General features: G+C 63.8%; 22 protein-coding genes. 1 reads left to right on the top strand and 21 read right to left on the bottom strand.

The window, feature by feature from the left end:
- The 19 genes from hisB to FBX97_RS22350 form a co-directional block, all read right to left on the bottom strand.
- Entirely contained in the window at positions 1–591 is a 591-nt protein-coding gene (gene hisB, locus FBX97_RS22440) for an imidazoleglycerol-phosphate dehydratase HisB (RefSeq protein ID WP_141836755.1), read from the bottom strand.
- Positions 591–1,679 (bottom strand): histidinol-phosphate transaminase, encoded by a 1,089-nt coding sequence (hisC, locus tag FBX97_RS22435; RefSeq protein WP_141836753.1) that lies wholly within the window; start codon positions 1,677–1,679, stop codon positions 591–593. The genes hisB and hisC overlap by 1 nt, the downstream gene beginning before the upstream one ends.
- Entirely contained in the window at positions 1,676–2,647 is a 972-nt protein-coding gene (locus FBX97_RS22430) for a site-specific DNA-methyltransferase (RefSeq protein ID WP_141836751.1), read from the bottom strand. Before FBX97_RS22430 ends, hisC begins: the two co-directional genes overlap by 4 nt.
- A complete protein-coding gene (hisD, locus tag FBX97_RS22425; RefSeq protein WP_141836749.1) occupies positions 2,644–3,963 on the bottom strand; it encodes a histidinol dehydrogenase in 1,320 nt (439 codons plus the stop codon). The genes FBX97_RS22430 and hisD overlap by 4 nt, the downstream gene beginning before the upstream one ends.
- 3 nt (positions 3,964–3,966) lie before the next feature.
- Positions 3,967–4,641, bottom strand: coding sequence for an ATP phosphoribosyltransferase (gene hisG, locus FBX97_RS22420; protein WP_141836747.1), 675 nt, complete (start codon positions 4,639–4,641; stop codon positions 3,967–3,969).
- Positions 4,642–4,813: 172 nt separating this feature from the next.
- Positions 4,814–6,064, bottom strand: a complete 1,251-nt coding sequence (gene murA / locus FBX97_RS22415) for a UDP-N-acetylglucosamine 1-carboxyvinyltransferase (protein ID WP_141836741.1) — start codon at positions 6,062–6,064, stop codon at positions 4,814–4,816.
- A gap of 2 nt (positions 6,065–6,066) precedes the next feature.
- The gene (locus FBX97_RS22410; protein WP_141836739.1) at positions 6,067–6,309 is read right to left on the bottom strand and encodes a BolA family protein; all 243 of its coding nucleotides are present in this window, start codon (positions 6,307–6,309) and stop codon (positions 6,067–6,069) included.
- An 18-nt stretch (positions 6,310–6,327) separates the two neighbouring features.
- On the bottom strand, positions 6,328–7,095 hold the full coding sequence (locus FBX97_RS22405) for an ABC transporter permease (RefSeq protein ID WP_141836737.1): 768 nt from the start codon (positions 7,093–7,095) through the stop codon (positions 6,328–6,330).
- Positions 7,092–8,021, bottom strand: a complete 930-nt coding sequence (locus FBX97_RS22400; protein WP_141836735.1) for an ABC transporter ATP-binding protein — start codon at positions 8,019–8,021, stop codon at positions 7,092–7,094. Before FBX97_RS22400 ends, FBX97_RS22405 begins: the two co-directional genes overlap by 4 nt.
- A gap of 135 nt (positions 8,022–8,156) precedes the next feature.
- The gene (locus FBX97_RS22395; RefSeq protein WP_141836733.1) at positions 8,157–8,432 is read right to left on the bottom strand and encodes a lipid asymmetry maintenance protein MlaB; all 276 of its coding nucleotides are present in this window, start codon (positions 8,430–8,432) and stop codon (positions 8,157–8,159) included.
- Between the two features lie 2 nt (positions 8,433–8,434).
- Positions 8,435–9,079, bottom strand: coding sequence for a phospholipid-binding protein MlaC (locus tag FBX97_RS22390; RefSeq protein ID WP_141836731.1), 645 nt, complete (start codon positions 9,077–9,079; stop codon positions 8,435–8,437).
- Positions 9,080–9,155: 76 nt separating this feature from the next.
- Entirely contained in the window at positions 9,156–10,088 is a 933-nt protein-coding gene (locus tag FBX97_RS22385; RefSeq protein WP_141836727.1) for a VacJ family lipoprotein, read from the bottom strand.
- Positions 10,085–10,558, bottom strand: coding sequence for an outer membrane lipid asymmetry maintenance protein MlaD (gene mlaD / locus FBX97_RS22380; protein ID WP_141836725.1), 474 nt, complete (start codon positions 10,556–10,558; stop codon positions 10,085–10,087). Before mlaD ends, FBX97_RS22385 begins: the two co-directional genes overlap by 4 nt.
- A gap of 21 nt (positions 10,559–10,579) precedes the next feature.
- Positions 10,580–11,362 carry a lipid asymmetry maintenance ABC transporter permease subunit MlaE gene (gene mlaE, locus FBX97_RS22375; RefSeq protein ID WP_141836723.1) on the bottom strand — a complete coding sequence of 261 codons (783 nt, stop codon included), beginning with the start codon at positions 11,360–11,362 and terminating at the stop codon, positions 10,580–10,582.
- A complete protein-coding gene (locus tag FBX97_RS22370) occupies positions 11,359–12,162 on the bottom strand; it encodes an ABC transporter ATP-binding protein (RefSeq protein WP_141836721.1) in 804 nt (267 codons plus the stop codon). The genes mlaE and FBX97_RS22370 overlap by 4 nt, the downstream gene beginning before the upstream one ends.
- A 390-nt stretch (positions 12,163–12,552) precedes the next feature.
- Entirely contained in the window at positions 12,553–14,016 is a 1,464-nt protein-coding gene (locus tag FBX97_RS22365) for a glutamate synthase subunit beta (RefSeq protein ID WP_141836719.1), read from the bottom strand.
- Positions 14,017–14,217: 201 nt separating this feature from the next.
- The gene (locus tag FBX97_RS22360) at positions 14,218–18,939 is read right to left on the bottom strand and encodes a glutamate synthase-related protein (RefSeq protein ID WP_141836717.1); all 4,722 of its coding nucleotides are present in this window, start codon (positions 18,937–18,939) and stop codon (positions 14,218–14,220) included.
- A gap of 228 nt (positions 18,940–19,167) precedes the next feature.
- On the bottom strand, positions 19,168–19,671 hold the full coding sequence (locus FBX97_RS22355; RefSeq protein ID WP_255517591.1) for a TssQ family T6SS-associated lipoprotein: 504 nt from the start codon (positions 19,669–19,671) through the stop codon (positions 19,168–19,170).
- Complete coding sequence (locus FBX97_RS22350) at positions 19,668–20,822, bottom strand: hypothetical protein (protein ID WP_141836715.1); 1,155 nt, start codon at positions 20,820–20,822, stop codon at positions 19,668–19,670. Before FBX97_RS22350 ends, FBX97_RS22355 begins: the two co-directional genes overlap by 4 nt.
- A gap of 336 nt (positions 20,823–21,158) precedes the next feature.
- On the opposite strand from FBX97_RS22350, the gene FBX97_RS22345 reads away from it, so the two are divergent.
- Positions 21,159–22,223, top strand: coding sequence for an autotransporter outer membrane beta-barrel domain-containing protein (locus tag FBX97_RS22345; protein WP_255517590.1), 1,065 nt, complete (start codon positions 21,159–21,161; stop codon positions 22,221–22,223).
- A gap of 21 nt (positions 22,224–22,244) precedes the next feature.
- Here the strand turns inward: FBX97_RS22345 and FBX97_RS22340 are convergent, their stop codons facing one another.
- Positions 22,245–22,946 (bottom strand): transposase, encoded by a 702-nt coding sequence (locus FBX97_RS22340; RefSeq protein ID WP_141836713.1) that lies wholly within the window; start codon positions 22,944–22,946, stop codon positions 22,245–22,247.
- A 13-nt stretch (positions 22,947–22,959) separates the two neighbouring features.
- Positions 22,960–23,214: a hypothetical protein gene (locus FBX97_RS22335; RefSeq protein ID WP_141836711.1), complete on the bottom strand. Its 255-nt coding sequence runs from the start codon at positions 23,212–23,214 to the stop codon at positions 22,960–22,962.
- Between the last annotated feature and the right edge of the window lie 7 nt (positions 23,215–23,221).

The following is a 23,221-nucleotide window of genomic DNA, read 5'->3' as shown; positions in this document are numbered from 1 at the left end:
TTAGAGGCTGCCCTTGGTCGATGGGATGACGCCCAGTGCGCGCTCGTCCAGCTCGGTGGCGGCGCGCAGCGCGCGGCCGAAGGCCTTGAACACGGTCTCGCACTGGTGGTGCGCATTCACGCCGCGCAGGTTATCCACGTGCAGGGTCACGCCGGCATGGTTGACGAAGCCGCGGAAGAACTCGATGGTGAGGTCGACGTCGAAGCGGCCGATGGTGGCGCGGGTGAACGGCACGTGCCATTCCAGGCCCGGGCGGCCGGAAAAGTCGATGACCACGCGCGACAGCGCTTCGTCCAGCGGGACGTAGGCGTGGCCATAGCGGCGGATGCCCTTTTTGTCGCCGATGGCCTTGGCCACTGCCATGCCGAGCGTGATGCCGGTGTCCTCGACGGTGTGGTGGTCGTCGATGTGGAGGTCGCCGACCGCCTCGACCTCGAGGTCGATCAGGCCGTGGCGGGCGATCTGGTCCAGCATGTGGTCGAGGAAGGGCACGCCGGTGTTCAGTTTCTGGCGGCCGGTGCCGTCGAGGTCGAGCGCGACGCGGATCTGCGTCTCGTTGGTGTTGCGCGTGATTTCTGCGGAGCGGGTCATTACAGGGAAGCCTTCAGGGCATTCAGGAATACGGAATTCTCTTCCGGGGTGCTGACCGTCACACGGATGCAATTGGCCAGCAATACATGCATTTTACTCAAATTTTTAATCATTACCTTCTCGGCGAATAGTGTAGCGCAGGTCTTGTCTGCATCCGGCACCCGCACGGTAATGAAATTCGCGCTCGACGGGTACACCGTCACGCCCGGCAGCGCCGCCATCGCCTGCGCCAATGCGGTGCGCGCATCGTTCAGGCTGGCGGCCTGCGCATCCAGCACGTCGAGGTGGTCGAGCGCGAATTCGGCCGCCACCTGGGTCAGCACGTTGATGTTGTAGGGCGGACGCACCTTGTCGAACTGGTCCAGCAGCCTGGGTTCGGCCGCCAGGTAGCCGAGGCGGATACCGGCCAGGCCCAGCTTCGACAGCGTGCGCATGACAACCATGTTCGGGAATTCAGGCAGGCGCGCCATGAAGCTGGTGCGCGCGAACGGTTGATACGCTTCGTCGACCACGGCGATCCCGGTCTCGCCCAGCGCCTCGATGATGGCGACCACGTCCTCTTCGGCGAACAGGTTGCCGGTCGGGTTGTTCGGGTAGGCCAGGAACACCAGCGCCGGCTTGTGCTCGGCGATCGCGGCCAGCATGGCCGGCATGTCCAGCGAAAAGTCTTCCCTCAAAGGCACGCCGACGTAATCCATGCCCGCGAACTGGGCCGAGCGCTGGAACATCACGAAGGCCGGGGTCGGCGCCAGGATCACGGCGCGTTTATCCTGTCGTGCGCAGGCGGTGGCGACAATCGAGATGATCTCGTCGGAGCCGTTGCCGAGGATGACGTCGTAGCCGGCCGGGACGCCCAGGTTGGCGCAGATCTTCTGCTTGAGGGTGGCGTACGACGGCACCGGGTAGCGGTTCAGGACGGCGTCGGCCAGGCGCCTGGCCAGCTCCTCGCGCAGGTCGGCCGGCAGCGCGTACGGGTTTTCCATGGCGTCGAGCTTGATGTAACCGCTGGCGTCCGGGACTTTATAGCTATGGCCGGCACGGACGTCTTCGCGGATCGTGTTGGCGATGAGGGTGTCGATGTCGGTCATGATGGGGTTCCTTGGGTGGTGAGTGCGTGAACAGCGTTTTCTACATCTTGGTCGTTAGCCGAAAAACCGTCATTCCCGCGCAGGCGGGAATCCAAGTTTTTTCGCGGAATGCGTGCAACTTGGGTTCCCGCCTGCGCGGGAACGACGGTTTTACTGTCAGCGGTAGAGGCAAGCTTTGCCTTTTTGCGGACAGTAGCGCGTTTTTTGACCGGCGCCTCCGGCGCTGCCAGCCGCTGCGCGATCAGCTCGCAATATGCCGGATTCAGCTCGAACCCGGCATAGTGCCGCCCCAGCCGCTTGGCCGCCACTGCCGTGGTACCGCTGCCCATGAAGGGGTCGAGCACGGTGCCGCCCGGCGGGCAGGATGCCTTCAGCATGCGCTCGATGATCTCGAGCGGCTTCTGGGTCGGATGATCGACCCGCTCCGCATGCTCGCGGTGCAGGCGCGATACGCTCCACATGTCTTTCGGGTTGTAGCCGACCTCGAGCCACTTGGCGCCGACGAAGATCGAGCGCGAGCGCGCCTTCTTGGTGGCGGCGTCGTAGGGAATGCGCACCGCGTCCAGGTCGAAATAGTAATCCTTGCGCTTCACGAAGAAGCCGATCGTGTCGTGCACCGAACTGAAGCTGCGGACACTCCCTCCCATCGAGGGTACGCGGCGGTCCCAGATGATCTCGTTCATCATCGTCATGCGCTTTTTCAGCATCACGAAGATTTCCGGCGCGTGGCGCCAGGTCAGGAACAGGTACAGGCTGCCGTTGTCCTTCAGCTTGGGCAGCGCGCGATCGATCCAGGATTCGGTCCAGGCCAGGTATTCCTCGACGCTGAGCTGGTCCGAATCGTTGCCGTAGTCCTTGCCGAGGTTATAGGGCGGATCGGTCAGGATCAGGTCGATGGACTTGTCGGGAATGCGCGCCAGGCCGGCCAGCGCATCCTCGCAGAAGACCTGGTCGACCCAATCGCTCATGATTGCTTGATGCGCAGTTCTGCGCTGCGGGCGTGCGCCTGCAAGCCTTCTCCGTATGCCAGTTCGGCCGCGACTTTACCGAGCGTTTGCGCGCCGGCTTCGCTGACGAACAGCACCGACGAACGCTTCTGGAAGTCGTACACGCCCAGCGGCGACGAGAAGCGCGCGGTGCGCGAGGTCGGCAGCACGTGGTTCGGGCCGCAGCAGTAATCGCCCAGCGACTCCGACGAGAAGCGGCCCAGGAACATGGCGCCGGCATGGCGGATCTTGTCGGCCCACTGCTGCGGCTCGGCGGCGGAGATTTCCAGGTGCTCGGCGGCGATGTCGTTGGCGATCGCGCAGGCTTCATCCATGTCGCGTACCAGGATCAGGGCGCCGCGGTCGCTCATCGAGGTCGCGATGGTGTCCTTGCGCGGCATGGTCGGCAGCAGTTTGTGGATGCTGGCTTCGACCTGCGCGATGTAATCGGCGTCCGGGCACAGCAGGATGGCCTGGGCCAGCTCGTCGTGCTCGGCCTGCGAGAACAGGTCCATCGCGACCCAGTCCGGGGAGGTAGAGCCGTCGCACAGCACCAGGATCTCGGACGGGCCGGCGATCATGTCGATGCCGACGGTGCCGAACACGCGGCGCTTGGCGGCGGCCACGTAGGCATTGCCCGGGCCGACGATCTTGTCGACGGCGGGAATGGTCTCGGTGCCGTAGGCCAGCGCACCGACGGCTTGCGCGCCGCCGATGGTGATCACGCGCGTGACGCCGGCGATCGCGGCGGCGGCCAGCACCATCTGGTTCTTGATGCCGTCCGGGGTCGGCACCACCATCACGATCTCTTTCACACCGGCGACCTGTGCCGGAATCGCATTCATCAGCACCGACGACGGATACGCAGCCTTGCCGCCCGGGACATAGATGCCGACGCGGTCCAGCGGCGTCACGCGCTGGCCCAGCACGGTGCCGTCGGGTTCGGTATAAGTAAAACCGTTCAGCTCCTGCTTCTGGCGCTCGTGGAACACGCGGATGCGGTCGGCGGCCGTCTGCAGCGCGGCGCGCTGGGCGGCCGGCAGCGCATCCAGCGCGGCCTGCAGTTCTTCCTGGGTCAGGTCGAAGGCCGCCATGCTGGTGGCGCCGCCGGGAATGCGGTCGAACTTGACCGTGTATTCGAGCACGGCGGCGTCGCCGCGCGCCTTCACGTCGGCCAGGATCTTGGTGACGGCGGATTCGATGGCGTCATCGGTCTCCGCTTCGAAGGCGAGCAGTTTGGACAGCTGCTGCTTGAAACCGTCGGCGGTGGAGTCGAGCTTGCGGATGGTGATGTTCATTGCTTAACCTTGCAGCTTGGAGGCGCGTTCGAAGGCCTCGATGATCGGTTGCAGGCGCTCGCGCTTGAGCTTGAGCGCAGCCTGGTTCACCACCAGGCGCGAGGAGATGTCCATGATCTTTTCGACTTCGACCAGGTTGTTGGCGCGCAGCGTGCCGCCGGTCGAGACCACGTCGACGATGGCATCCGACAGGCCGACCAGCGGCGCCAGTTCCATCGAACCATACAGCTTGATCAGGTCGACGTGGACGCCCTTACTGGCAAAATGCTCACGCGCCGTGTTCACGAACTTGGTTGCCACCCGCAGGCGCGCGCCCTGGCGCACCGCGCTCTCGTAGTCGAAGCCGGCATTCACCGCCACCGACATGCGGCAGCAGGCGATGCGCAAATCGACCGGCTGGTACAGGCCTTCGCCGCCATGCTCGAGCAGCACGTCCTTGCCGGCCACGCCGAAGTCGGCGGCGCCATGCTGGACATAGGTCGGCACGTCGCTGGCGCGCACGATCAGCACGCGCACGCCGGGGTCGTTGGTGGCCAGGATCAGCTTGCGCGAGGTTTCCGGGTTTTCGGTGACTTCGATGCCGGCTGCGGCAAGCAGGGGCAGCGTGTCTTCGAAGATGCGGCCTTTGGACAGGGCGAGGATCAGCTGCTGGTTGTCGGCCTGGGTAGTTATGGTCATGTGACTGCTTTAATGTGGAACGCTGCGCTTGAACTTGGAACGCTACGCTTGAACGTCGCCCCTGCGAAGGCAGGGGTCCAAGTTTTCATGCGTTTCGATAGCGCCAGCAACTTGGGTCTTTGCCTTCGCAGGGACGACGTTGTTCGATGCTGGTACTGATCGAATGATAACTTTATTTGATACGCACGATATCGGCACCTACCGCCGACAACTTGTCTTCCATCCGGTCATACCCGCGATCCAGGTGATAGATCCGGTCCACCAGGGTCGTACCCGCAGCCGCCAGGCCCGCGATCACCAGCGACGCCGAGGCCCGCAGGTCGGTCGCCATCACCGGCGCGCCGACCAGGCGGTCGACGCCGCGCATGAAGGCGGTGTTGCCCTCGATCGAGATCTGCGCGCCCAGGCGGTTCATTTCCTGCACGTGCATGAAGCGGTTCTCGAAGATGGTTTCGGTCACGCGGCTGGGGCCGTCGGCGACGATGTTCACCGCCATGAACTGCGCCTGCATGTCGGTCGGGAAGCCTGGATACTCGGTGGTGCGGAACGACACCGGGCGCGGACGGCCGTCCATGCGCGCGCGGATCGAATCGCCTTCCACGGTCAATTGCAGGCCCATCTCGCGCAGTTTATCGAGCGCGACGTCGAAGATGTCGGTGCGGGTGCGGGTGATGCGGATGTCGCCGCCGGCCGCCGCCACCGCGCACAGGAAAGTCGCGGCTTCGATGCGGTCCGAGATCACGGCGTGCTCCGTGCCGTGCAGCGCGTCGACGCCCTGGATCACCAGGCGGTCGGTGCCGATGCCCTCGATCTTCGCACCCATCGCGACCAGCATGTTGGCCAGGTCCGTCACTTCCGGTTCGCGCGCGGCGTTTTCCAGAATGGTCTCGCCCTGCGCCAGCGTCGCCGCCATCAGCAGGTTCTCGGTGCCGGTGACGGTGATCATGTCGGTCAGGATGCGCGCACCCTGCAGGCGCGGGCACTTGGCGTGGATGTAGCCGCCTTCGATCGTGATCTCGGCGCCCATCGCGCGCAGGCCCTTGATGTGCTGGTCGACCGGACGCGAACCGATCGCGCAGCCGCCCGGCAGCGAGACCTTGGCTTCGCCGAAGCGCGCCAGCATCGGGCCCAGCACCAGGATCGAGGCGCGCATGGTCTTCACCAGCTCGTACGGCGCTTCCAGGCTGGTGATGGCGGCGCCGTTCAGGGTGACGTTCTCATCGTCCTGGGTAACCTTCAGGCCGGTCTGCGCCAGCAGCTTGAGCATGGTGCGCACGTCATGCAGGCGCGGCACGTTGCTCAGTTCGAGGTCGCCGGCGGTCAGGAGACCCGCGCACAGGATCGGCAGGGCCGCGTTCTTGGCGCCCGAAATCGGGATGTCGCCGTTCAGGCGCTTGCCGCCGGTGATCTGGAGCTTGTCCATGCTTATCCTTGGGTTGCGTACTCGTCGGGCGTCAGGGTCTTCATCGACAGCGCATGGATTTCCTCGCGCATGCGGTCGCCCAGGGCGCCGTACACGATCTGGTGGCGCTGGATGCGGCTCTTGCCCGTAAAGGCATTGGAGACGATGACGGCGCTGAAGTGCTGGCCGTCGCCCTCCACTTCGAGGTGGGTGCAGTCCAGGCCGTTCTCGATGTAGCCGTGGATCAGTTCAGGTGTGGTAGCCATAATTTTTCAGGAATCTGTTCAATGACGCAGCTTGTATCCGCGGCGCAGCATGTTGATCGCCACGGCCGCCAGCACCACGAAGAACACGGCAACGATGGCCAGGCTGGTCCAGGGCGAGACGTCCGACTTGCCGAAGAAGCCGTAGCGGAACCCGTCAATCATATAAAAGAACGGGTTGAAATGCGAGACTGCCAGCCAGAACGGGGGCAGTTTCTGGATGGAATAGAACACGCCGGCCAAAAATGTTGCAGGCATGATCAAGAAATTCTGGAACGCGGCCAGCTGGTCGAACTTTTCGGCCCAGATACCGGCGATCACGCCCATGGTGCCGAGGATGGCGGCGCCCAGCAGCGCGAACACGATGATCCACAGCGGCGCCACGAAACTCAGGTGCGCGAACCAGGCGGTGATGATGAACACGCCGGCGCCGACGACGAGGCCGCGCACGATCGAGGCCGATACGTAGGCCGACACGATTTCCCAGTGCGACAGCGGCGGCAGCAGGATGAACACCAGGTTGCCGGTGATTTTCGACTGGATCAGCGACGACGACGAGTTGGCGAACGCATTCTGCAGCACGCTCATCATGACCAGGCCGGGAATCAGGAAGGACGTGTAGTTGACGCCTTCCAGCATCTGCACTTTACCTTCCAGTACATGGCCGAAGATCAGCAGGTACAGCATCGAGGTGACGACCGGTGCGGCGATGGTCTGGGTAGCGACCTTCCAGAAACGCAGGATCTCTTTGTAGAACAGGGTACGGAAACCCACGGACAGAAAATTCATCGAACAGGTGCCCCATCCATGATTTGCAGGAAGATGTCTTCGAGGTCGGCTTGCTGCAGCTGCATCTCGTCGATCTCGGCGCCGGATTCGCGCAGCTTGGCGAGGATGCCCTCGACTTCGTTGTAAGCGTTTACGCGCAGCGTGTACTTGTTGCCGCCGTTGTTGGCGTTCTCGTCATGCTCGTCGTGCGCGACCAGGTGGCGCAGGCCTTCCGGCAGCGTGCCGTGCTTCAGGTGCACCACCAGCGAGGAACCGGACACGCGCCGCAGCAGCTGCGACATGGTGTCGAGCGCGACCACGTTGCCGGTCTTGAGCATCGCCACGCGCTGGCACATGGCCTGCGCTTCTTCCAGGTAGTGGGTGGTGAGGACGACGGTGTGGCCCTCGCGGTTCAGGCGCGAGATGAACTTCCACAGGGTCTGGCGCAGTTCGACGTCGACGCCGGCGGTGGGTTCGTCGAGCACGATCACCGGCGGTTTATGGACCAGCGCCTGCGCGACCAGCACGCGCCGCTTCATGCCGCCCGACAGCGCACGCATGTTGACGTCGGCCTTCGGGGTCAGGTCGAGGTTTTCCATGACCTCGTCGATCCACTTGTCGTTGTTCTTCAGGCCGAAATAGCCCGACTGCAGGCGCAGCGTCTCGCGCACCGTGAAGAAGGGATCGAACACCAGTTCCTGCGGCACCACGCCGAGCTTCATGCGCGCCTGCCGCTGGTCGGTGACGACGTCGTGGCCGTGAATGCGCACGCTGCCCACGTCCGGGCGGATCAGGCCGGCGATGGTGGAAATCAGGGTGGTCTTGCCGGCGCCGTTCGGGCCGAGCAGGCCGAAGAACTCGCCTTGTTCGATGCTGAGCGAAACGCCCTTCAGGGCCTTGAAACCCTTGTAGCTTTTCTCGACGCGGTCAATCTGGATGGCTGTCATTCGTTGGTGGGCCCGGGGAATGGGAGGGCCGTGCGGGGAAACGAGCCATTATAGAAGAAAACGCTACAGCAGACCGGCAATGGCCCGTAAACGTCGCCGCCGCAGGGGCGGGGCCGACGTTTATGGTGATGCTTGTTAAGCCCGGCCCAGCAACTCGCCGACGCCGTACAGCTTGGCCAGCGCATCGACGTTGGCCGGCACGTTGACGAAGCTGAGGCTGCGGCCCTGCGCCTGCGCGCGGCGCTGCCACGCCAGCATCAGGGCCAGCGCCGACGAATCGGCGGACTGGACGCCGCCGAGGTCGAACACGGTTTCGCCGGCGGCCAGTGCCGCGCAGCCCTGGTCCAGCGCCGCCTGGGCGTTCTGGAAGGTCAGGGCATCCAGCGAGAGCATGGGATTCGCTTCCGCCATGCTTACTTCTGCGTGGTCTTCAGCGGCTTGCTGGCCAGCTGCTGGTTGCGGTCGTGCAGCTTCTTGATCAGGCCGTCGACGCCGCCCTTGCTGATTTCCGAGTTGAAGGTGCTGGTGTAGGTCTGCACCAGCCACGCGCCCAGCACGTTGATGTCATAGATCTTCCAGCCCTGCGCGCCCTTGCTCAGGCGGTAGTCCAGGGTGATCGGCTCGCCGCGGGTCAGGTTGACCTGCGATTTCACGACGACGTCGTTGTCGGCCGGATCGGCGCGGAACGGCTTGAACTCGACGGTTTCATTCTTGATCTGCGACAGCGCACCGGCGTAGGTGTACACCAGCAGCGTGCGGAATTCGGTCGACAGCTGCTTCTGCTGCTCCGGGGTGGCCTGGCGCCAGTGGCGGCCGGCCGCCTGGGCGGTCATCTTGTCGGAATCGACGTAAGGCAGGATCTTGCTGTTGACCAGGTCCATGATCTTCTTGGTGTTGCCGGCCTGGATATCCTTGTCGGCCTTGACGCTGTCGATCACGTCGGTGCTGACGCGCTTGACCAGCGCGTCCGGCGCTTCGGCGGCGGCATATGCAGGCGCGATGGCGCTGGTGGAAATCGCCACGGCGGCGGTCATGATCAGTTGTGCGATAGGCTTCATGTGCTTCCTTTTGTCTGGTTGGGGTGGACCAGGCGGCTCAGCGGGGTCGCTGCCTGCCTGGCTGTACCATCATTAACTACTTGGTGGCCGCTCCGGATGACACAGGAGCCGGCACCGGCGGGTTGTTGGGGGCCGAATCGGTCGCGGGGGCGGCGTCTGCCGGCGCTGCCGGCGCATCGCCATCCTGGCCAGGCGTATCGACGCCCGGCGTCTCCGGCTTCTTGACGCCCAGCTTTTCCAGCCGCTCGGTCACTTTTTCCTGGACCTTGTCGATCTGGCCCTGCACCTTCTCGGAACGCTCCTGCGCCTTGTCGGTGTCGAGCACCTTGCTGGCGCGGCGCTGCAGGTAACCGTCGCGGATGAACTCGTAACGGTCGAGGGCGGCGTCTTCCAGCAGGTTCGACGCATCCAGCACGCTGGCGCGCTGGTCGACGGCGCGCAGCAGGATGCCGCTGTTGCGCAACGGGATGTTGTCCACGTGGGTCCAGGCATCGCCCCACCAGTCGCCCGGCAAAGCGACCGTGTCACGCACCGTAGATGGGCCCAGAATCGGCAACATCAAGTAGGGACCGCTTGGAATGCCCCAATAACCCAGGGTCTGTCCCAGGTCTTCGTTATGCTTGCGCAGGCCGGCCGGGGTGGCAACGTCCAGCAGGCCGACCAGGCCGAGGGTCGAGTTCATCGCAAAACGGCCGAGATCGTTCAAACCGTCGCGGCCCTTGAACTGGGCGAAATTGTTCGCCGAGCTCCACAGGTCCGACAAGTTACCGAAGAAATTATTCACACCAGTCTGCACGAAGCTCGGGGTGACTTCCTTGTAGGCGGTGGCCACCGGCTTCAGCGCATTGCGGTCGACTGCATCGTTGAAGGTGAACATGGCGCGGTTGAACTTCTCGAACGGATCGTTCGGATTGTTCGTGGTGGCGCAACCGCTCAGCAGCAGGGATGCGCCGACGGCGAGGGCCAGGCCGGATGTGCGGTAGCGGGCAGTTTTATTGTTGTATTTCATTTACTTTCGTCCTTCCCTTCGGCTGCCTTGCTATAAATAAATTGATTAATCAAGTCTTCCAGCACGGTCGCCGACTGTGTACGGTTGATGCGGTCGCCCTGCACCAGGTTGTTGGTGTCGCCGCCCGCCTCGATACCGACGTACTGCTCGCCGAGCAGGCCGGAGGTCAGGATCTTCAGCGAGCTATCCTTCGGAAACTTGAAAGCCGGGTCGAGGTCGAGGCGCACCAGTGCCTGGAAAGTCTTGTCGTCGAAGGTGATCGAACCGACGCGGCCCACCACCACACCGGCACTCTTGACCGGTGCCTGGGGCTTCAGTCCGCCGATGTTGTCGAATTTCGCGCTGACCGCATACGTCTTGCTGAACGAGATCGTGCTCATGTTACCGGCCTTGAGTGCCAGGAATAGGAGCGCTACCGCACCCAGCAATACAAAAAGTCCGACCCAGACGTCAATAGATTTGCGATGCATAAATTTTTCCCAATCTTCTAATTACTTCGTGAACATCAGTGCGGTCATGATGAAGTCCAGGCCGAGCACCATCAGCGAGGCGATCACCACCGTACGCGTGGTGGCGCGCGACACGCCTTCCGGCGTGGGCTGGGCCTCGTAGCCCTGGAACAGCGCCGTGAAGGTCACCGCGATACCGAAAACGAAACTTTTCAGCACGCCGTTCATGACGTCGCGGCGCACGTCGATATTGCCCTGCATCTGCGACCAGAACGCACCCGGGTCGACGCCGATCAGCTGCACGCCGACCAGGTAGCCGCCGATCACGCCGATGGCGGAAAACACGGTGGCCAGGATCGGCATGGCGATCAGGCCGGCCCAGAACCGCGGCGCCAGCACGCGCTGGATCGGGTTCACGGCCATCATTTCCATGGCGGTCAGCTGCTCGCCGGCTTTCATCAGGCCGATTTCGGCGGTCAGCGAGGTACCGGCGCGGCCGGCGAACAGCAGCGCGGTGACGACCGGGCCCAGTTCGCGCAGCAGGGAGAGCGCCACCAGCTGGCCCAGTTTTTCGTCGGCGCCGAACTGGCTCAGCGTGTAGTAACCCTGCAGCGCCAGCACCATGCCGACGAACAGGCCGGACACGGTGATGATCAGCAGCGAATAATTACCGATGAAGTGGATCTGTTCCGAGATCAGGGCCGGACGGCGCAGCGCGCCCGGCAGCTTGGCGGCCAGGCCGCCGAACGAGCGGGTCACGAAACCGACGCGGGCGAACACGTCGAGCACGAAGCCGCCGATCGCGCCGAGGAAGCGGTTGCTCATCGCTTGCCTCCCAGGCCCAGGTCTTCGGCCAGCGACTTGCCCGGATAATGGAAGGGTACCGGGCCGTCCGGCTGGGCGTTGACGAACTGTTTCACGTACGGGTGGTCCGAGCGGCGCATTTCATCCGGCGTGCCGGCGGCCACGATCTTCCCGGCAGACAGGAAATACACATAATCGGCAATCGAGAAGGTTTCGTTGACGTCGTGCGACACCAGGATCGAGGTCGACCCCAGGGCATCGTTCAGGTTGCGGATCAGGTTGGCGGTAACGCCCATCGAGATCGGGTCCAGGCCGGCGAAGGGCTCGTCGTACATGATCAGGCGCGGATCGAGCGCGACGGCACGGGCCAGCGCCACCCGGCGCGCCATGCCGCCCGAGATCTCGTTCGGCTTCAATTGCGCCGCATTGCGCAGGCCGACCGCGTTCAGGCGCATCAGCACCAGGTCGCGCAGCATTTCTTCCGGCAAATCGGTGTGCTCGCGCAGCGGAAAGGCCACGTTCTCGAACACGGTGAGGTCGGTGAACAGCGCGCCGAACTGGAACAGCATGCCCATCTTGCGGCGCAGGCGGTACAGCCCCTCGGTGTCCAGCTGGTTGACGTTCTCGCCGTTCACGGACACGGTGCCGCGCTGCGGACGAATCTGGCCGCCGATCAGGCGCAGCACCGTCGTCTTGCCCGAGCCGGAGCCGCCCATCACGGCAATCAGCTTGCCGCGCGGGAAATCCATGCTCAGGTTCGACAGGATGGGGCGATCTCCATACGAAAAATGCAGATCGCGGATTTCGACGAGGTTGGACACGGTGGAGTTTGGTATTTTGAGAATCTCGTATTGTAGTGCAGAAACGGCAAGCTCTGCTTGAGGCGACCCATTTCCGGCTGGGTTATCGACGTGATATTACAACACTACTGAACGATGGGTCAGGTATTTTCGACGCATAAGTCCTTGTTTTTACTAACTTATGCATATCGATGCCCGTTGCAATCAAATACACTTTAATGACAAATGCCATACGGCAACTAGGTTTTGCAAGCGGTATCCGTGCTTGCAAAAGCCGGTTGCGGAAGGTGGATTTTTTGCAGGTGCACAGGGCGAACGGCAAGGATAACCGTAACGCCATGCGCCTGCTCGCAGCCGAAAAAAAAGCGGCTCCATGAGCCGCTTTCACGCAGATGGGGGAAGCGCTGGCGGTCAGCGCGGCAGTTCCGACGACCCCATCAGGAACTCGTCGACCGCGCGCGCGCACTGGCGTCCTTCGCGGATCGCCCACACCACCAGCGACTGGCCGCGGCGCATGTCGCCCGCCGTGAACACCTTCGGCACCGAGGTCTGGTAGCAGGCTTCGCCGTCGACCGTGGCACGGGCGTTGCCGCGCGCATCCTTCTGCACGCCGAAGGCGTCCAGCACCTGCTGCACCGGAGAAACAAAACCCATGGCCAGCAGCACCAAGTCGGCCTTGATTTCGAATTCGGTATCCGGCACTTCGATCATCTTGCCGTCTTTCCACTCGACGCGGCAGGCGATGACTTTTTCGACCTTGCCGCCCTTGCCTTCGAAGCGCTTGGTGGCGACCGCGAAGTCGCGCTCGCAGCCTTCTTCGTGCGAGGACGAGGTGCGCAGCTTGGTCGGCCAGTACGGCCAGACCAGCGGCTTGTTCTCGTGCTCCGGCGGCATCGGCATCAGCTCGAACTGGGTGACGCCGACGGCGCCGTGGCGGTTCGAGGTGCCGACGCAGTCGGAACCGGTGTCGCCGCCGCCGATCACGACCACGTGCTTGCCGGTCGCCTTGATCTGGTCCTTGACCTTGTCGCCGGCATTCACGCGGTTCTGCTGCGGCAGGAATTCCATCGCGAAGTGCACGCCCTTCAGTTCGCGGCCCGGCACCGGCAGGTCGCGCGGCGCTTCGGCTCCGCCGGCCATGACGACGGCGTCGTAGTCTTTTGCCAGGTCTTCCGGGAAGATGGTTTCACGGGCCATGTTGCTGACCGTGGCCGGGAAATCCTTGCCGATCAGGGTGCTGGTGCGGAAAGTAACGCCTTCAAGCTGCATCTGTTCCACGCGGCGGTCGATCAGGCCCTTCTCCATCTTGAAGTCGGGGATGCCGTAGCGCAGCAGGCCGCCGATGCGGTCGCTTTTTTCGAACACGGTGACGTCGTGGCCGACGCGCGCCAGCTGCTGGGCCGCAGCCAGGCCGGCGGGGCCGGAACCGACGACCGCGACTTTCTTGCCGGTCTTGACGGCGGCGACCTGCGGCGTGATCCAGCCGTTTTCCCAGCCCATGTCGGCGATCTTGCGCTCGATCGACTTGATGCCGACCGGCTCGTCGTTGATGCCGAGCGTGCAGGCGGCTTCGCACGGTGCCGGGCAGATGCGGCCGGTGAACTCGGGGAAGTTATTGGTCGAATGCAGGTTCTCGACGGCGTAGCGGTAATTGCCGTGGTAGACCAGGTCGTTCCAGTCGGGGATCTGGTTGTTGACCGGGCAGCCGGTGTTGCAGAACGGAATGCCGCAATCCATGCAGCGGGCGCCCTGCACCTTGGCCTGCTCGTTGGTCAGGGTGATCGTGAATTCCTTGTAGTTCTTCAGGCGGACGGCGGGGTCCAGGTGGTCTTCTTCCTGGCGCTGGAATTCCATGAAGCCGGTGATTTTACCCACGGTGTTTTCCTTATTTATTCATTTAATAGCGCTTGCTCCGTTCAGCAGCGCTTGTTCCGTCGCCCCTGCGAAGGCCGGGGCCAAGTTCGACGCGTTACGTCAGCGTCTGCAACTTGGAGTCAAGAATGCCAGTGGCATTCTTGACGCCTGCGCAGGGACGACGTTGTTTTAATTCAATGGAAGTGCGAGCGGTGCGCTTTATCAAGCCACCAACTCAACCTTGTCGTTCGCCTCTTCCATACTGCTGTTGTGCATCTCTTCCAGCGCGCGCTTGTAGTCGGTCGGGAAGACCTTGACGAACTTGCCGCGGCTGTTGGCCCAGTCGTCCAGCAGGTTGCGGGCGCGGGTCGAGCCGGTGTGCTTGAAGTGGCGCTCGATCAGGCGTTTCAGGATCGCCTCGTCGGACTCGCGCGCGCCGCCACGGGTCTGGCTGTGCCAGCTGGATTGGTCGCCCTGCTCCTTGGTGGCCAGCACGCGCTCCAGGTTGACCATGGTCGTGTTGCACTTCTGCTCGAACTCGCCCTTCGGGTCGTACACGTACGCCACACCGCCCGACATGCCCGCCGCGAAGTTGCGGCCGGTGTCGCCCAGCACCACGACGGTGCCGCCGGTCATGTATTCGCAGCCGTGGTCGCCCAGGCCCTCGACGACGGCCGTCGCGCCCGAGTTACGGACGGCGAAGCGTTCGCCGGCCACGCCGTTGAAGAAGGCTTCACCGGCGATCGCGCCGTACATCACCGTGTTGCCGACGATGATGTTGTCCACGGCCCAGCCGCGGAACTCGGTGTTCGGACGCACGATGATGCGGCCGCCCGACAGGCCCTTGCCGACGTAGTCGTTGCCCTCGCCCACCAGGTCGATCGTGATGCCGTGCGCCAGGAAGGCCGCGGCCGACTGGCCGGCGGTACCCTGCAACTGGATGTGGATGGTGTCGTCCGGCAGGCCGGCGTGGCCATAGCGCTTGGCGACCTCGCCCGACAGCATGGCGCCGACGGTGCGGTTCAGGTTCTTCACCGGCGAGATGAACGAGACGCGCTCGCCCTTCTCCAGCGCCGCCTTGGCTTGCGCGATCAGCTTGTGGTCGAGTGCCTTGTCCAGGCCGTGGTCCTGGGTGTCGCTGTGCAGCAGGGCGCGCGGGCTGTCGACCTTCGGCTGGTAGAAGATGTTGCTGAAGTCCAGGCCTTGCGCTTTCCAGTGGCCGACGGCGCGGCTGCGGTCGAGCAGGTCGGCGCGGCCGATCAGCTCGTCATAGGTGCGGATACCCAGCTGGGCCATGATCTGGCGCGCTTCCTCGGCAACGAAGAAGAAGTAGTTCACCACGTGTTCCGGCTTGCCCTGGAACTTGGCGCGCAGGACCGGGTCCTGGGTCGCCACGCCCACCGGGCAGGTGTTCAGGTGGCACTTGCGCATCATGATGCAGCCTTCCACCACCAGCGGCGCGGTCGCGAAGCCGATCTCGTCGGCGCCCAGCAGGGCGGCGATGACGACGTCGCGGCCGGTACGCATCTGGCCGTCGGCCTGGACGCGGATGCGGCTGCGCAGCCCGTTCAGCACCAGGGTCTGCTGGGTCTCGGCCAGGCCCAGTTCCCACGGCGTGCCGGCGTGTTTCACCGACGACAGCGGCGAGGCGCCGGTGCCGCCGTCATGGCCGGCGACCACCACGTGGTCGGCCTTGGCTTTGCTGACGCCCGCGGCGACGGTACCGATGCCGACTTCCGACACCAGCTTCACCGAGATCGATGCGTTCGGATTCACGTTCTTCAGGTCGTGGATCAGCTGCGCCAGGTCCTCGATCGAATAGATGTCGTGGTGCGGCGGCGGCGAGATCAGGCCGACGCCCGGCACCGACACGCGCAGCGAGGCGATGTACTCGGACACCTTGTGGCCCGGCAGCTGGCCGCCTTCTCCCGGCTTGGCGCCCTGCGCCATCTTGATCTGGATCTGGTCGGCCGACGACAGGTATTCGGCCGAGACGCCGAAGCGGCCCGATGCCACCTGCTTGATCTTCGAGCGCAGCGAATCGCCTTCCTGCAGCGGGATGTCGGCGACCACGCGGTCCGAACCCAGGATCGAGGCCAGGGACTCGCCCTTGGCGATCTTGATGCCCTTGAACTCGCCCATGTAGCGGCGTGGGTCTTCGCCGCCCTCGCCGGTGTTGCTCTTGCCGCCGATACGGTTCATGGCGACGGCCAGCGTGGCATGCGCCTCGGTCGAGATCGAGCCGAGCGACATCGCACCGGTGGCGAAGCGCTTGACGATTTCCTTGGCCGGCTCGACTTCGTCCAGCGGGATCGCCTTGCTCGGATCGATCTTGAATTCCATCAGGCCGCGCAGCGTCAGGTGGCGGCGGCTCTGGTCGTTGATGATCTGGGCGTACTCTTTATAGGTGCTGAAGTTGTTGGCACGGGTCGAGTGCTGCAGCTTGGCGATCGCATCCGGGGTCCAGAGGTGGTCTTCGCCGCGCACGCGGAACGCATACTCGCCGCCGACGTCGAGCGAATGCGCCAGCACCGGGTCGTTGCCGAAGGCCAGGGTGTGCAGGCGCAGTGCCTCTTCCGCCACTTCGAACAGGCCGATGCCTTCGACGGTCGACGAGGTGCCCTTGAAATACTTGTCCACCAGCGACTTGTTGAGGCCGACGGCTTCGAAGATCTGGGCGCCGCAGTAGGACATGTAGGTCGAGATGCCCATCTTCGACATCACCTTCATGAGGCCCTTGCCGATCGCCTTGGTGTAGTTGTAATGGACTTTGTCGACCGCGATCTCGTGCGGCAGCGAATGCGCCAGCTCGGCCAGCGTTTCGAGTGCCAGGTAAGGGTGCACGGCTTCGGCGCCATAGCCGGCCAGCAGCGCGAAGTGGTGGGTTTCGCGGGCCGAGCCGGTTTCGACCACCAGGCCGGTCGAGGCGCGCAGGCCGCGCATCACCAGGTGCTGGTGAACGGCGGAGGTTGCCAGCAGCGCCGGGATCGCGACCTGGTCGGCGCTCAGGTTGCGGTCCGACACGATCAGGATGTTGTGGCCGGATTTCACCGCGTCGACGGCTTCCGCGCACAGCGAGGCCAGCGAGGCTTCGATGCCTTCCTTGCCCCAGCTGACCGGGTAGCAGATGTTCAGCTCATACGACTTGAACTTACCGCCGGTGTGCAGGCTGATGTTGCGCAGGCGCGCCATGTCGTCGAAGCCGATCACCGGCTGCGACACTTCGAGGCGCATCGGCGGGTTGACGTTGTTGGTGTCCAGCAGGTTCGGCTTCGGACCGATGAAGGAGACCAGCGACATCACCATCGCTTCGCGGATCGGGTCGATCGGCGGGTTGGTCACCTGCGCGAACAGCTGCTTGAAGTACGCATACAGCGGCTTCAGCTTGTTGGACATCACGGCGAGCGGCGAGTCGTTGCCCATCGAACCGGTGGCTTCTTCGCCCAGCACGGCCATCGGCGACATCAGGAATTTCAAGTCTTCCTGGGTGTAGCCGAAGGCTTGCTGGCGGTCCAGCAGCGAGAGGGGCGCTTTTTCGCCCTGGGCCGGCATGTCCTTGGCGCGGCTCTGGGCCAGTTGCGATTCCGACAGCTTGATTTCGTTCAGCTTGATGCGCACCGACTTGATCCATGCCTTGTACGGCTTGGCGTTCGAGTAGGTGTCCTTGAGTTCCTTGTCGTCGATGATGCGGCCGGCTTCGAGGTCGATCAGGAACATTTTACCCGGCTGCAGGCGCCACTTTTTCACGATGCGCGATTCCGGGATCGGCAGCACGCCGGATTCCGATGCCATCACGACCAGGTCGTCGTCGGTGACGACGTAGCGGGCCGGACGCAGGCCGTTGCGGTCCAGCGTACCGCCGATGTGGCGGCCGTCGGTGAAGGCCATCGCGGCCGGGCCGTCCCACGGCTCCATCATGGCGGCGTGGTATTCATAGAACGCGCGGCGGTTCTCGTCCATCGTCGCGTGGTTTTCCCAGGCTTCCGGGATCATCATCATCATCGCCTGGGCGATCGGGTAGCCGGCCATGACCAGCAGTTCGAGCGCATTGTCGAAGCAGGCGGTGTCCGACTGGCCTTCATAGATCAGCGGGAACAGTTTGTTCAGGTCGTCGCCCAGCACGGCCGACTTCATGACGCCTTCGCGGGCGCGGGTCCAATTAAAATTGCCCTTGACGGTGTTGATCTCGCCGTTGTGTGCGATCAGGCGGTACGGGTGGGCCAGCGGCCATTCCGGGAAGGTATTGGTCGAGAAGCGCTGGTGCACCAGCGACAGGGCCGACACGCAGCGCGGATCCTGCAGGTCTTTATAGTAGACGCCGACCTGGTCGGCCAGCAGCAGGCCTTTATAGACCACGGTGCGCGCCGACATCGACGGCACGAAGAATTCCTTGCCGTGCATGAGCTTCAGGGCCTGGATGGCGTGGCCCGACGACTTGCGGATCACGTACAGCTTGCGCTCGAGCGCATCGGTGACCATCACGTCCGGGCCGCGGCCGATGAAGATCTGGCGGATCACCGGTTCCTTGGCGCGCACGGTGGGCGACATCGGCATGGTGTCGTCGACCGGCACATTGCGCCAGCCCAGCACGACCTGGCCTTCGGCGCGCACGGCGCGCTCGATTTCCTGTTCGCAGGCGATGCGCGAGGCGTGCTCTTTCGGCAGGAAGATCATGCCGACGCCATACTCGCCCGGCGGCGGCAGTTCGACGCCCTGCTTGCCCATCTCGTCGCGGTAGTACTGGTCCGGAATCTGGATCAGGATGCCGGCACCGTCGCCCATCAGCGCATCGGCGCCGACCGCACCGCGGTGGTCCAGGTTTTTTAGGATGAGCAGGCCTTGCTCGATGATGGAATGGCTTTTGTTGCCCTTGATGTGGGCGATGAAACCGACGCCGCAGGCGTCGTGTTCATTGGCGGGATCGTACAAACCTTGGGCAATCATGTGGGGCTCCGCAGCATTTTATGAATATCGAAAGTCGAGAATAGAGCAGAGTCAGGTAAACATCAATCACAATAATTAGGGTCGGAGTCAAATTAAACCAGCGGATGACCGCCGAATAAATAAATGGGGACATGGTCAAAGCGGATGCAATGATCGAACGGATACCTGAATTGAATCAAGGAATTAGCGTCGATGCAGGGGGCATTGCAGGACTGGCCGGGTAGCGGATTACCTGGCGCGCCACAGGTCGACACCGCGCCAGCGCTCGCGTTCGCGGTCGAGCGAGGTATGGGTCCGGTCCTGTTCGCTGGTCGCTTTTGCAGCATCGAACACGGGTCCCCACATCGGATGACCGTGTTCGCTGGACCGCAATGCGAAGTCCGGATCGAGGCCGAGCGCCAGGTCGAACGCATGGCGGCATTGCGCGTAGTTCTCCAGTACGCAATAGCTGAAGGCGGTGTATTTGAGCGCATCGACCCGGATGGCTGGCGGCGCCGCCTGCACATCCGGCGCCCCGAGTGCCGCGATGGCTTCCTTGAAATTGCCGTTTTCGTACAGCCGGATGCCTTCGAGCAGGGTGGCGGCCGCCTTGCTCACGTCCTCGTATCCGGCCCGGCCAGGCGCCCCGGAACGCGCCGGCGCGCCATCCGGACGCAGGTCGGCGCAGCCGGCCCCCAGCAAGGGGAGCAGGATGCAGCAAAGCCGGGCGTGGCGCATGGCGTGGATGCTCATCGTGGCCCGCGGTCGAAGTCGACGTCGATGTGGCCGCCGCCCCCGGCCGTGTCGACCTCGAGCACGCGTTTCCCGGCTTCCGGATTGGTCACCCGCAGCGCATGGCGTCCCGGTGCCAGGACCAATTGCTTAAGAGGCGGGCTGATGCCGCGCCTGACCACATCCACGTACACGATGCCCCAGGGCCGGATGCGCAGACTGAAGACGGCGTCGGCAGCGGGTGACTGGGCGGCGGGAGCCGGCGCAGCTTGCGGCTGCGCCGGCAAGCGATCCGTGGACGGCAGCCAGGCAGCGGGCGCGGGCGGACTTGCGCGCGGACTGCGGCTGCGTGGCGCCGGCGTGCCGCTCCTGGCTTCCATGTGGCGCCCTGCCAGCGCAGGGCCGCCCTGTGCCGGCAGGGTGGCTTGCCCGCTGCCTGCTGCCACCCGGGCATCGCCGGGCATCGTGCCTTCGTGGCCGCCCGGCGGGGACGGTGCTGCCGGCGCCGGGGCAGCGACGGCTGGCACTGACGGATACCTGCCCCGCGCGGCATCCGGAACGACATGCGCCGCCGGTGGCACCGGCGCCACGGGTTCGACGCCCGCCGGACGATGCAGCACGGCGACGCCGCCGATTCCCATGGCCAGCAGGATACCCGCAGCGGTCCAGTATCGATGGCGCTTGCGCAGGCGCGCGGACGGCGCCGGGTGCCGTGCCGGCGCCGCCCTCGCCATCGTATCGCGCGGTGCGGCATGCGTGGCCGGGGCCACCTGCCCTGCCCGCAGCGCCGGTTTGAAGGCGACGATCCCGAGCAGGTCGCGCAATTCGCCGATCGTGCGCGGCCGCCTGGCCGGATCGAACGCCAGGCTGCGGTCGATCGCCGTCATGAGCGACTCGCTGTAGCCTTCCAGGGCGCGGCCGTGCAGCGGCGCGGCGGGAACCGGTTCGCGCGTGATCGCATAGTGAACCGTCCTGGCCAGTGCCGTCAGGTCGTCGGCAAGGTCGGGTTTCGGATCGCTGATGAGCGAGGGCAGCAGCGCAGGCGAACCGTCGTCGTGAAAGATGACGGTATCGGGCGAAATCACCCGGTGCGGCAATTGCAGCGTGTACTGCCTTTCCAATACCTGAAGCAATTGCCGGAAGATATTGCGGCACCATACTTCAGTCACCATTTCCGGATTGCGTTCGACAATATCCCTCACTGTGCGGCCGGCGCAGTTGGATTGCTTCGTTCCAATTGTCGATGGGCTAATCATTTGACCGGGCCAGGGAATCGGCAAAATCTCGCTCGATTGACGCTAACACTGCCCGGGCTTTCGCTCAAGCGTGCAAATAGATTCCCGATGTGATGGCTCAACATACGCAGCCGGCTCGTCAGTCATTGCGAACGCTCAAAATTCAAATCCCGCGCGGGCTCAACATTTTATGTCCATTGCCATGGTTTTTATTTTCGTATTGCCATAACCATGCGGAAAATATTAAATGCATTTTCAAAAGGATTCGAACCCATGCGCCCTTCTGCAAGGCCGGTGTATTTCTTTATCGGCGGCATGCTCATGCTGTTTTCTCGCCCGACGCCGGCGCAGGTCACGCCCGACGACGACCTCGGCCAGCGTCCGCCCAAGGTAGCGCCCTTGTTCGAGCAACCCGGCGTACTGACGCCGCGTGGTACCTATGTGCTGGAACCTGCCGTCCAATACGCCTATTCGTCGAGCGACCGGATCGCGATCGCGGGCTATGCGCTGATCGCGACCTTGCAGATGCCGCGCGTCGACGTACGCGAAGTCAGGCGCAACAGCACTATCGCCAGCCTGACGGCCAGGCGCGGCATCACGAACCGTTTCGAAGTCGAATTGCGGGTGCCGTATATCTATCGCAGCGATGCGATGGTCAGCCGGGATGTGACCGGCGGCATCGCAACGAATCGTGTTTCCGATGCCAGCGGCAAAGCCATCGGGGATGCCGAGTTCGCGGCGCGCTATCAATTGAACGAAGGCGGCCTGAATAAACCGTATTTCGTCGCCGGCCTGCGTTTCAAATCGCGGACCGGGCGCGACCCATTCGAAGTCACGACCGATTGCACGACGCGTTGCACGGGTCCCGGCGCCGCCGGCACCGCTCTTCAACTCGACCTGCCGACCGGTTCCGGATTTTATGCGCTGGAACCGAATATCGCCTGGTTCATGCCTTCCCGACCCGCCACCTTTTTCGGCACTTTCAGTTATATGCACAATTTCAAACGCAGTAATCTGAGCCGCAAGATTTTGAATGGACAAAGCGAATTCCTGGGCGAGATTACGCCGCCCGATTCATTCGGCTTCAATGCCGGCGTCGGATTTGCCTTGAATGAAAAGACTACGGTCAGTTTGGGTTACGACCATATTGCAATCACGCGGGCCAAACAGAACGGCCGGACACTGCCGGATTCGCTGCGTACCCAGCTGGGCACGCTCATGGCAGGGTTTTCCTACCGTCTCGATCCTCAGCGTACGATCAATGTGTCGGTCGGCGCCGGCCTGACGCGCGATGCGCCCGACATCGGCTTGACGGTGCGCATACCTTTCGCCTTCTGACGGCAGGGTGTGCCTGCGCCTTCAAGCGTCCGCCGGCTTGATTTTGAAAGGGCGTCCGCGCTTGGCCGGCAGGATCTGGCGTTTGGTCTTTTTTTCCAGTGCCGCCTTGAACGCATGCGAGCCGAGCGCCCCACCCTTCAGCACCGCCGCGTCGATGGTGTCCAGTTCATCCATCGACAGGCCCTGCTGTGCCAGCGCGATGTACGCGGCTTCGCGCTGGAACGGCGTATTGCCCAGGTCCCAGTATTTGGCATGGTCGGTGATCAGCGGATCGGCGCGCACGCCGGCGTGGTGGGCGTAGCTCGACCAGGGGTAATCGACCGCGCTGCCCGCCTGCTGCACGCGCACCGGATGCAGTTCGATATAGCGCATGCAGGCCAGGAAGTACTGGACTGGATCGATGACGGCGGTGCGGAAGCGCCCGCCGAACAGCGTGCCCGAGCGGCCGTGCCTGGCATTGAACCAGGGCACGTACAGGCGCCCGACTTTCTGCATCATCAGCGCCAGCCCGTCTTCGTCGGCTGGCGTGGCCAGCAGCTGCAGGTGGTCCGGCAGCAGCACGTAGGCGTGGATGGCGACGTGGTAAAACCGGGCGCTTTCCTTCAGCCAGCCGAGGAAGCGCGCGTAATCCTCGTCGTCGCGGAAGATGGTGATGTTGTCGTTGCCGCGCTGGACCAGGTGGTGCGGCTGGTGCGGGAGGATCAGTCGGGGTTGGCGGGCCATGGCGGCGATTCAGTTAATTCCTTGATGCGACCTGCACGAAGACGCCGCTGAACGGCGGTTCCGGCCACACCAGCCGCCAGACTTCGCGGCTCCTGAGGTGCAGGTACCAGACTTCGATGCACGCGGCATCCTCGAGATAAGGCGCGCCGACCGGCACCTGGCGCGCCATGCCGGCGCTGACCTGGCCGGTCATCCAGCGTTCGAAGCTGCGGAATTCGACCGGGCTGCGGAAGCTGGCGACTGCTTCCCAAGGACAAGGACCTGGCATGGCCGTC

The sequence above is a fragment of the Herbaspirillum sp. SJZ107 genome, assembly GCF_006715485.1.
GTDB lineage: Bacteria > Pseudomonadota > Gammaproteobacteria > Burkholderiales > Burkholderiaceae_D > Telluria.
This window is presented reverse-complemented; position numbering and strand designations above follow the sequence as displayed.

Coding starts and splice junctions, on each gene's coding strand:
- hisB (WP_141836755.1), bottom strand. CDS start 591: ATGACCCGCTCCGCAGAAATCACGCGCAACACCAACGAGACGCAGATC.
- hisC (WP_141836753.1), bottom strand. CDS start 1,679: ATGACCGACATCGACACCCTCATCGCCAACACGATCCGCGAAGACGTC.
- FBX97_RS22430 (WP_141836751.1), bottom strand. CDS start 2,647: ATGAGCGATTGGGTCGACCAGGTCTTCTGCGAGGATGCGCTGGCCGGC.
- hisD (WP_141836749.1), bottom strand. CDS start 3,963: ATGAACATCACCATCCGCAAGCTCGACTCCACCGCCGACGGTTTCAAG.
- hisG (WP_141836747.1), bottom strand. CDS start 4,641: ATGACCATAACTACCCAGGCCGACAACCAGCAGCTGATCCTCGCCCTG.
- murA (WP_141836741.1), bottom strand. CDS start 6,064: ATGGACAAGCTCCAGATCACCGGCGGCAAGCGCCTGAACGGCGACATC.
- FBX97_RS22410 (WP_141836739.1), bottom strand. CDS start 6,309: ATGGCTACCACACCTGAACTGATCCACGGCTACATCGAGAACGGCCTG.
- FBX97_RS22405 (WP_141836737.1), bottom strand. CDS start 7,095: ATGAATTTTCTGTCCGTGGGTTTCCGTACCCTGTTCTACAAAGAGATC.
- FBX97_RS22400 (WP_141836735.1), bottom strand. CDS start 8,021: ATGACAGCCATCCAGATTGACCGCGTCGAGAAAAGCTACAAGGGTTTC.
- FBX97_RS22395 (WP_141836733.1), bottom strand. CDS start 8,432: ATGGCGGAAGCGAATCCCATGCTCTCGCTGGATGCCCTGACCTTCCAG.
- FBX97_RS22390 (WP_141836731.1), bottom strand. CDS start 9,079: ATGAAGCCTATCGCACAACTGATCATGACCGCCGCCGTGGCGATTTCC.
- FBX97_RS22385 (WP_141836727.1), bottom strand. CDS start 10,088: ATGAAATACAACAATAAAACTGCCCGCTACCGCACATCCGGCCTGGCC.
- mlaD (WP_141836725.1), bottom strand. CDS start 10,558: ATGCATCGCAAATCTATTGACGTCTGGGTCGGACTTTTTGTATTGCTG.
- mlaE (WP_141836723.1), bottom strand. CDS start 11,362: ATGAGCAACCGCTTCCTCGGCGCGATCGGCGGCTTCGTGCTCGACGTG.
- FBX97_RS22360 (WP_141836717.1), bottom strand. CDS start 18,939: ATGATTGCCCAAGGTTTGTACGATCCCGCCAATGAACACGACGCCTGC.
- FBX97_RS22355 (WP_255517591.1), bottom strand. CDS start 19,671: ATGAGCATCCACGCCATGCGCCACGCCCGGCTTTGCTGCATCCTGCTC.
- FBX97_RS22350 (WP_141836715.1), bottom strand. CDS start 20,822: ATGGTGACTGAAGTATGGTGCCGCAATATCTTCCGGCAATTGCTTCAG.
- FBX97_RS22345 (WP_255517590.1), top strand. CDS start 21,159: ATGCGCCCTTCTGCAAGGCCGGTGTATTTCTTTATCGGCGGCATGCTC.
- FBX97_RS22340 (WP_141836713.1), bottom strand. CDS start 22,946: ATGGCCCGCCAACCCCGACTGATCCTCCCGCACCAGCCGCACCACCTG.
- FBX97_RS22335 (WP_141836711.1), bottom strand. CDS start 23,214: ATGCCAGGTCCTTGTCCTTGGGAAGCAGTCGCCAGCTTCCGCAGCCCG.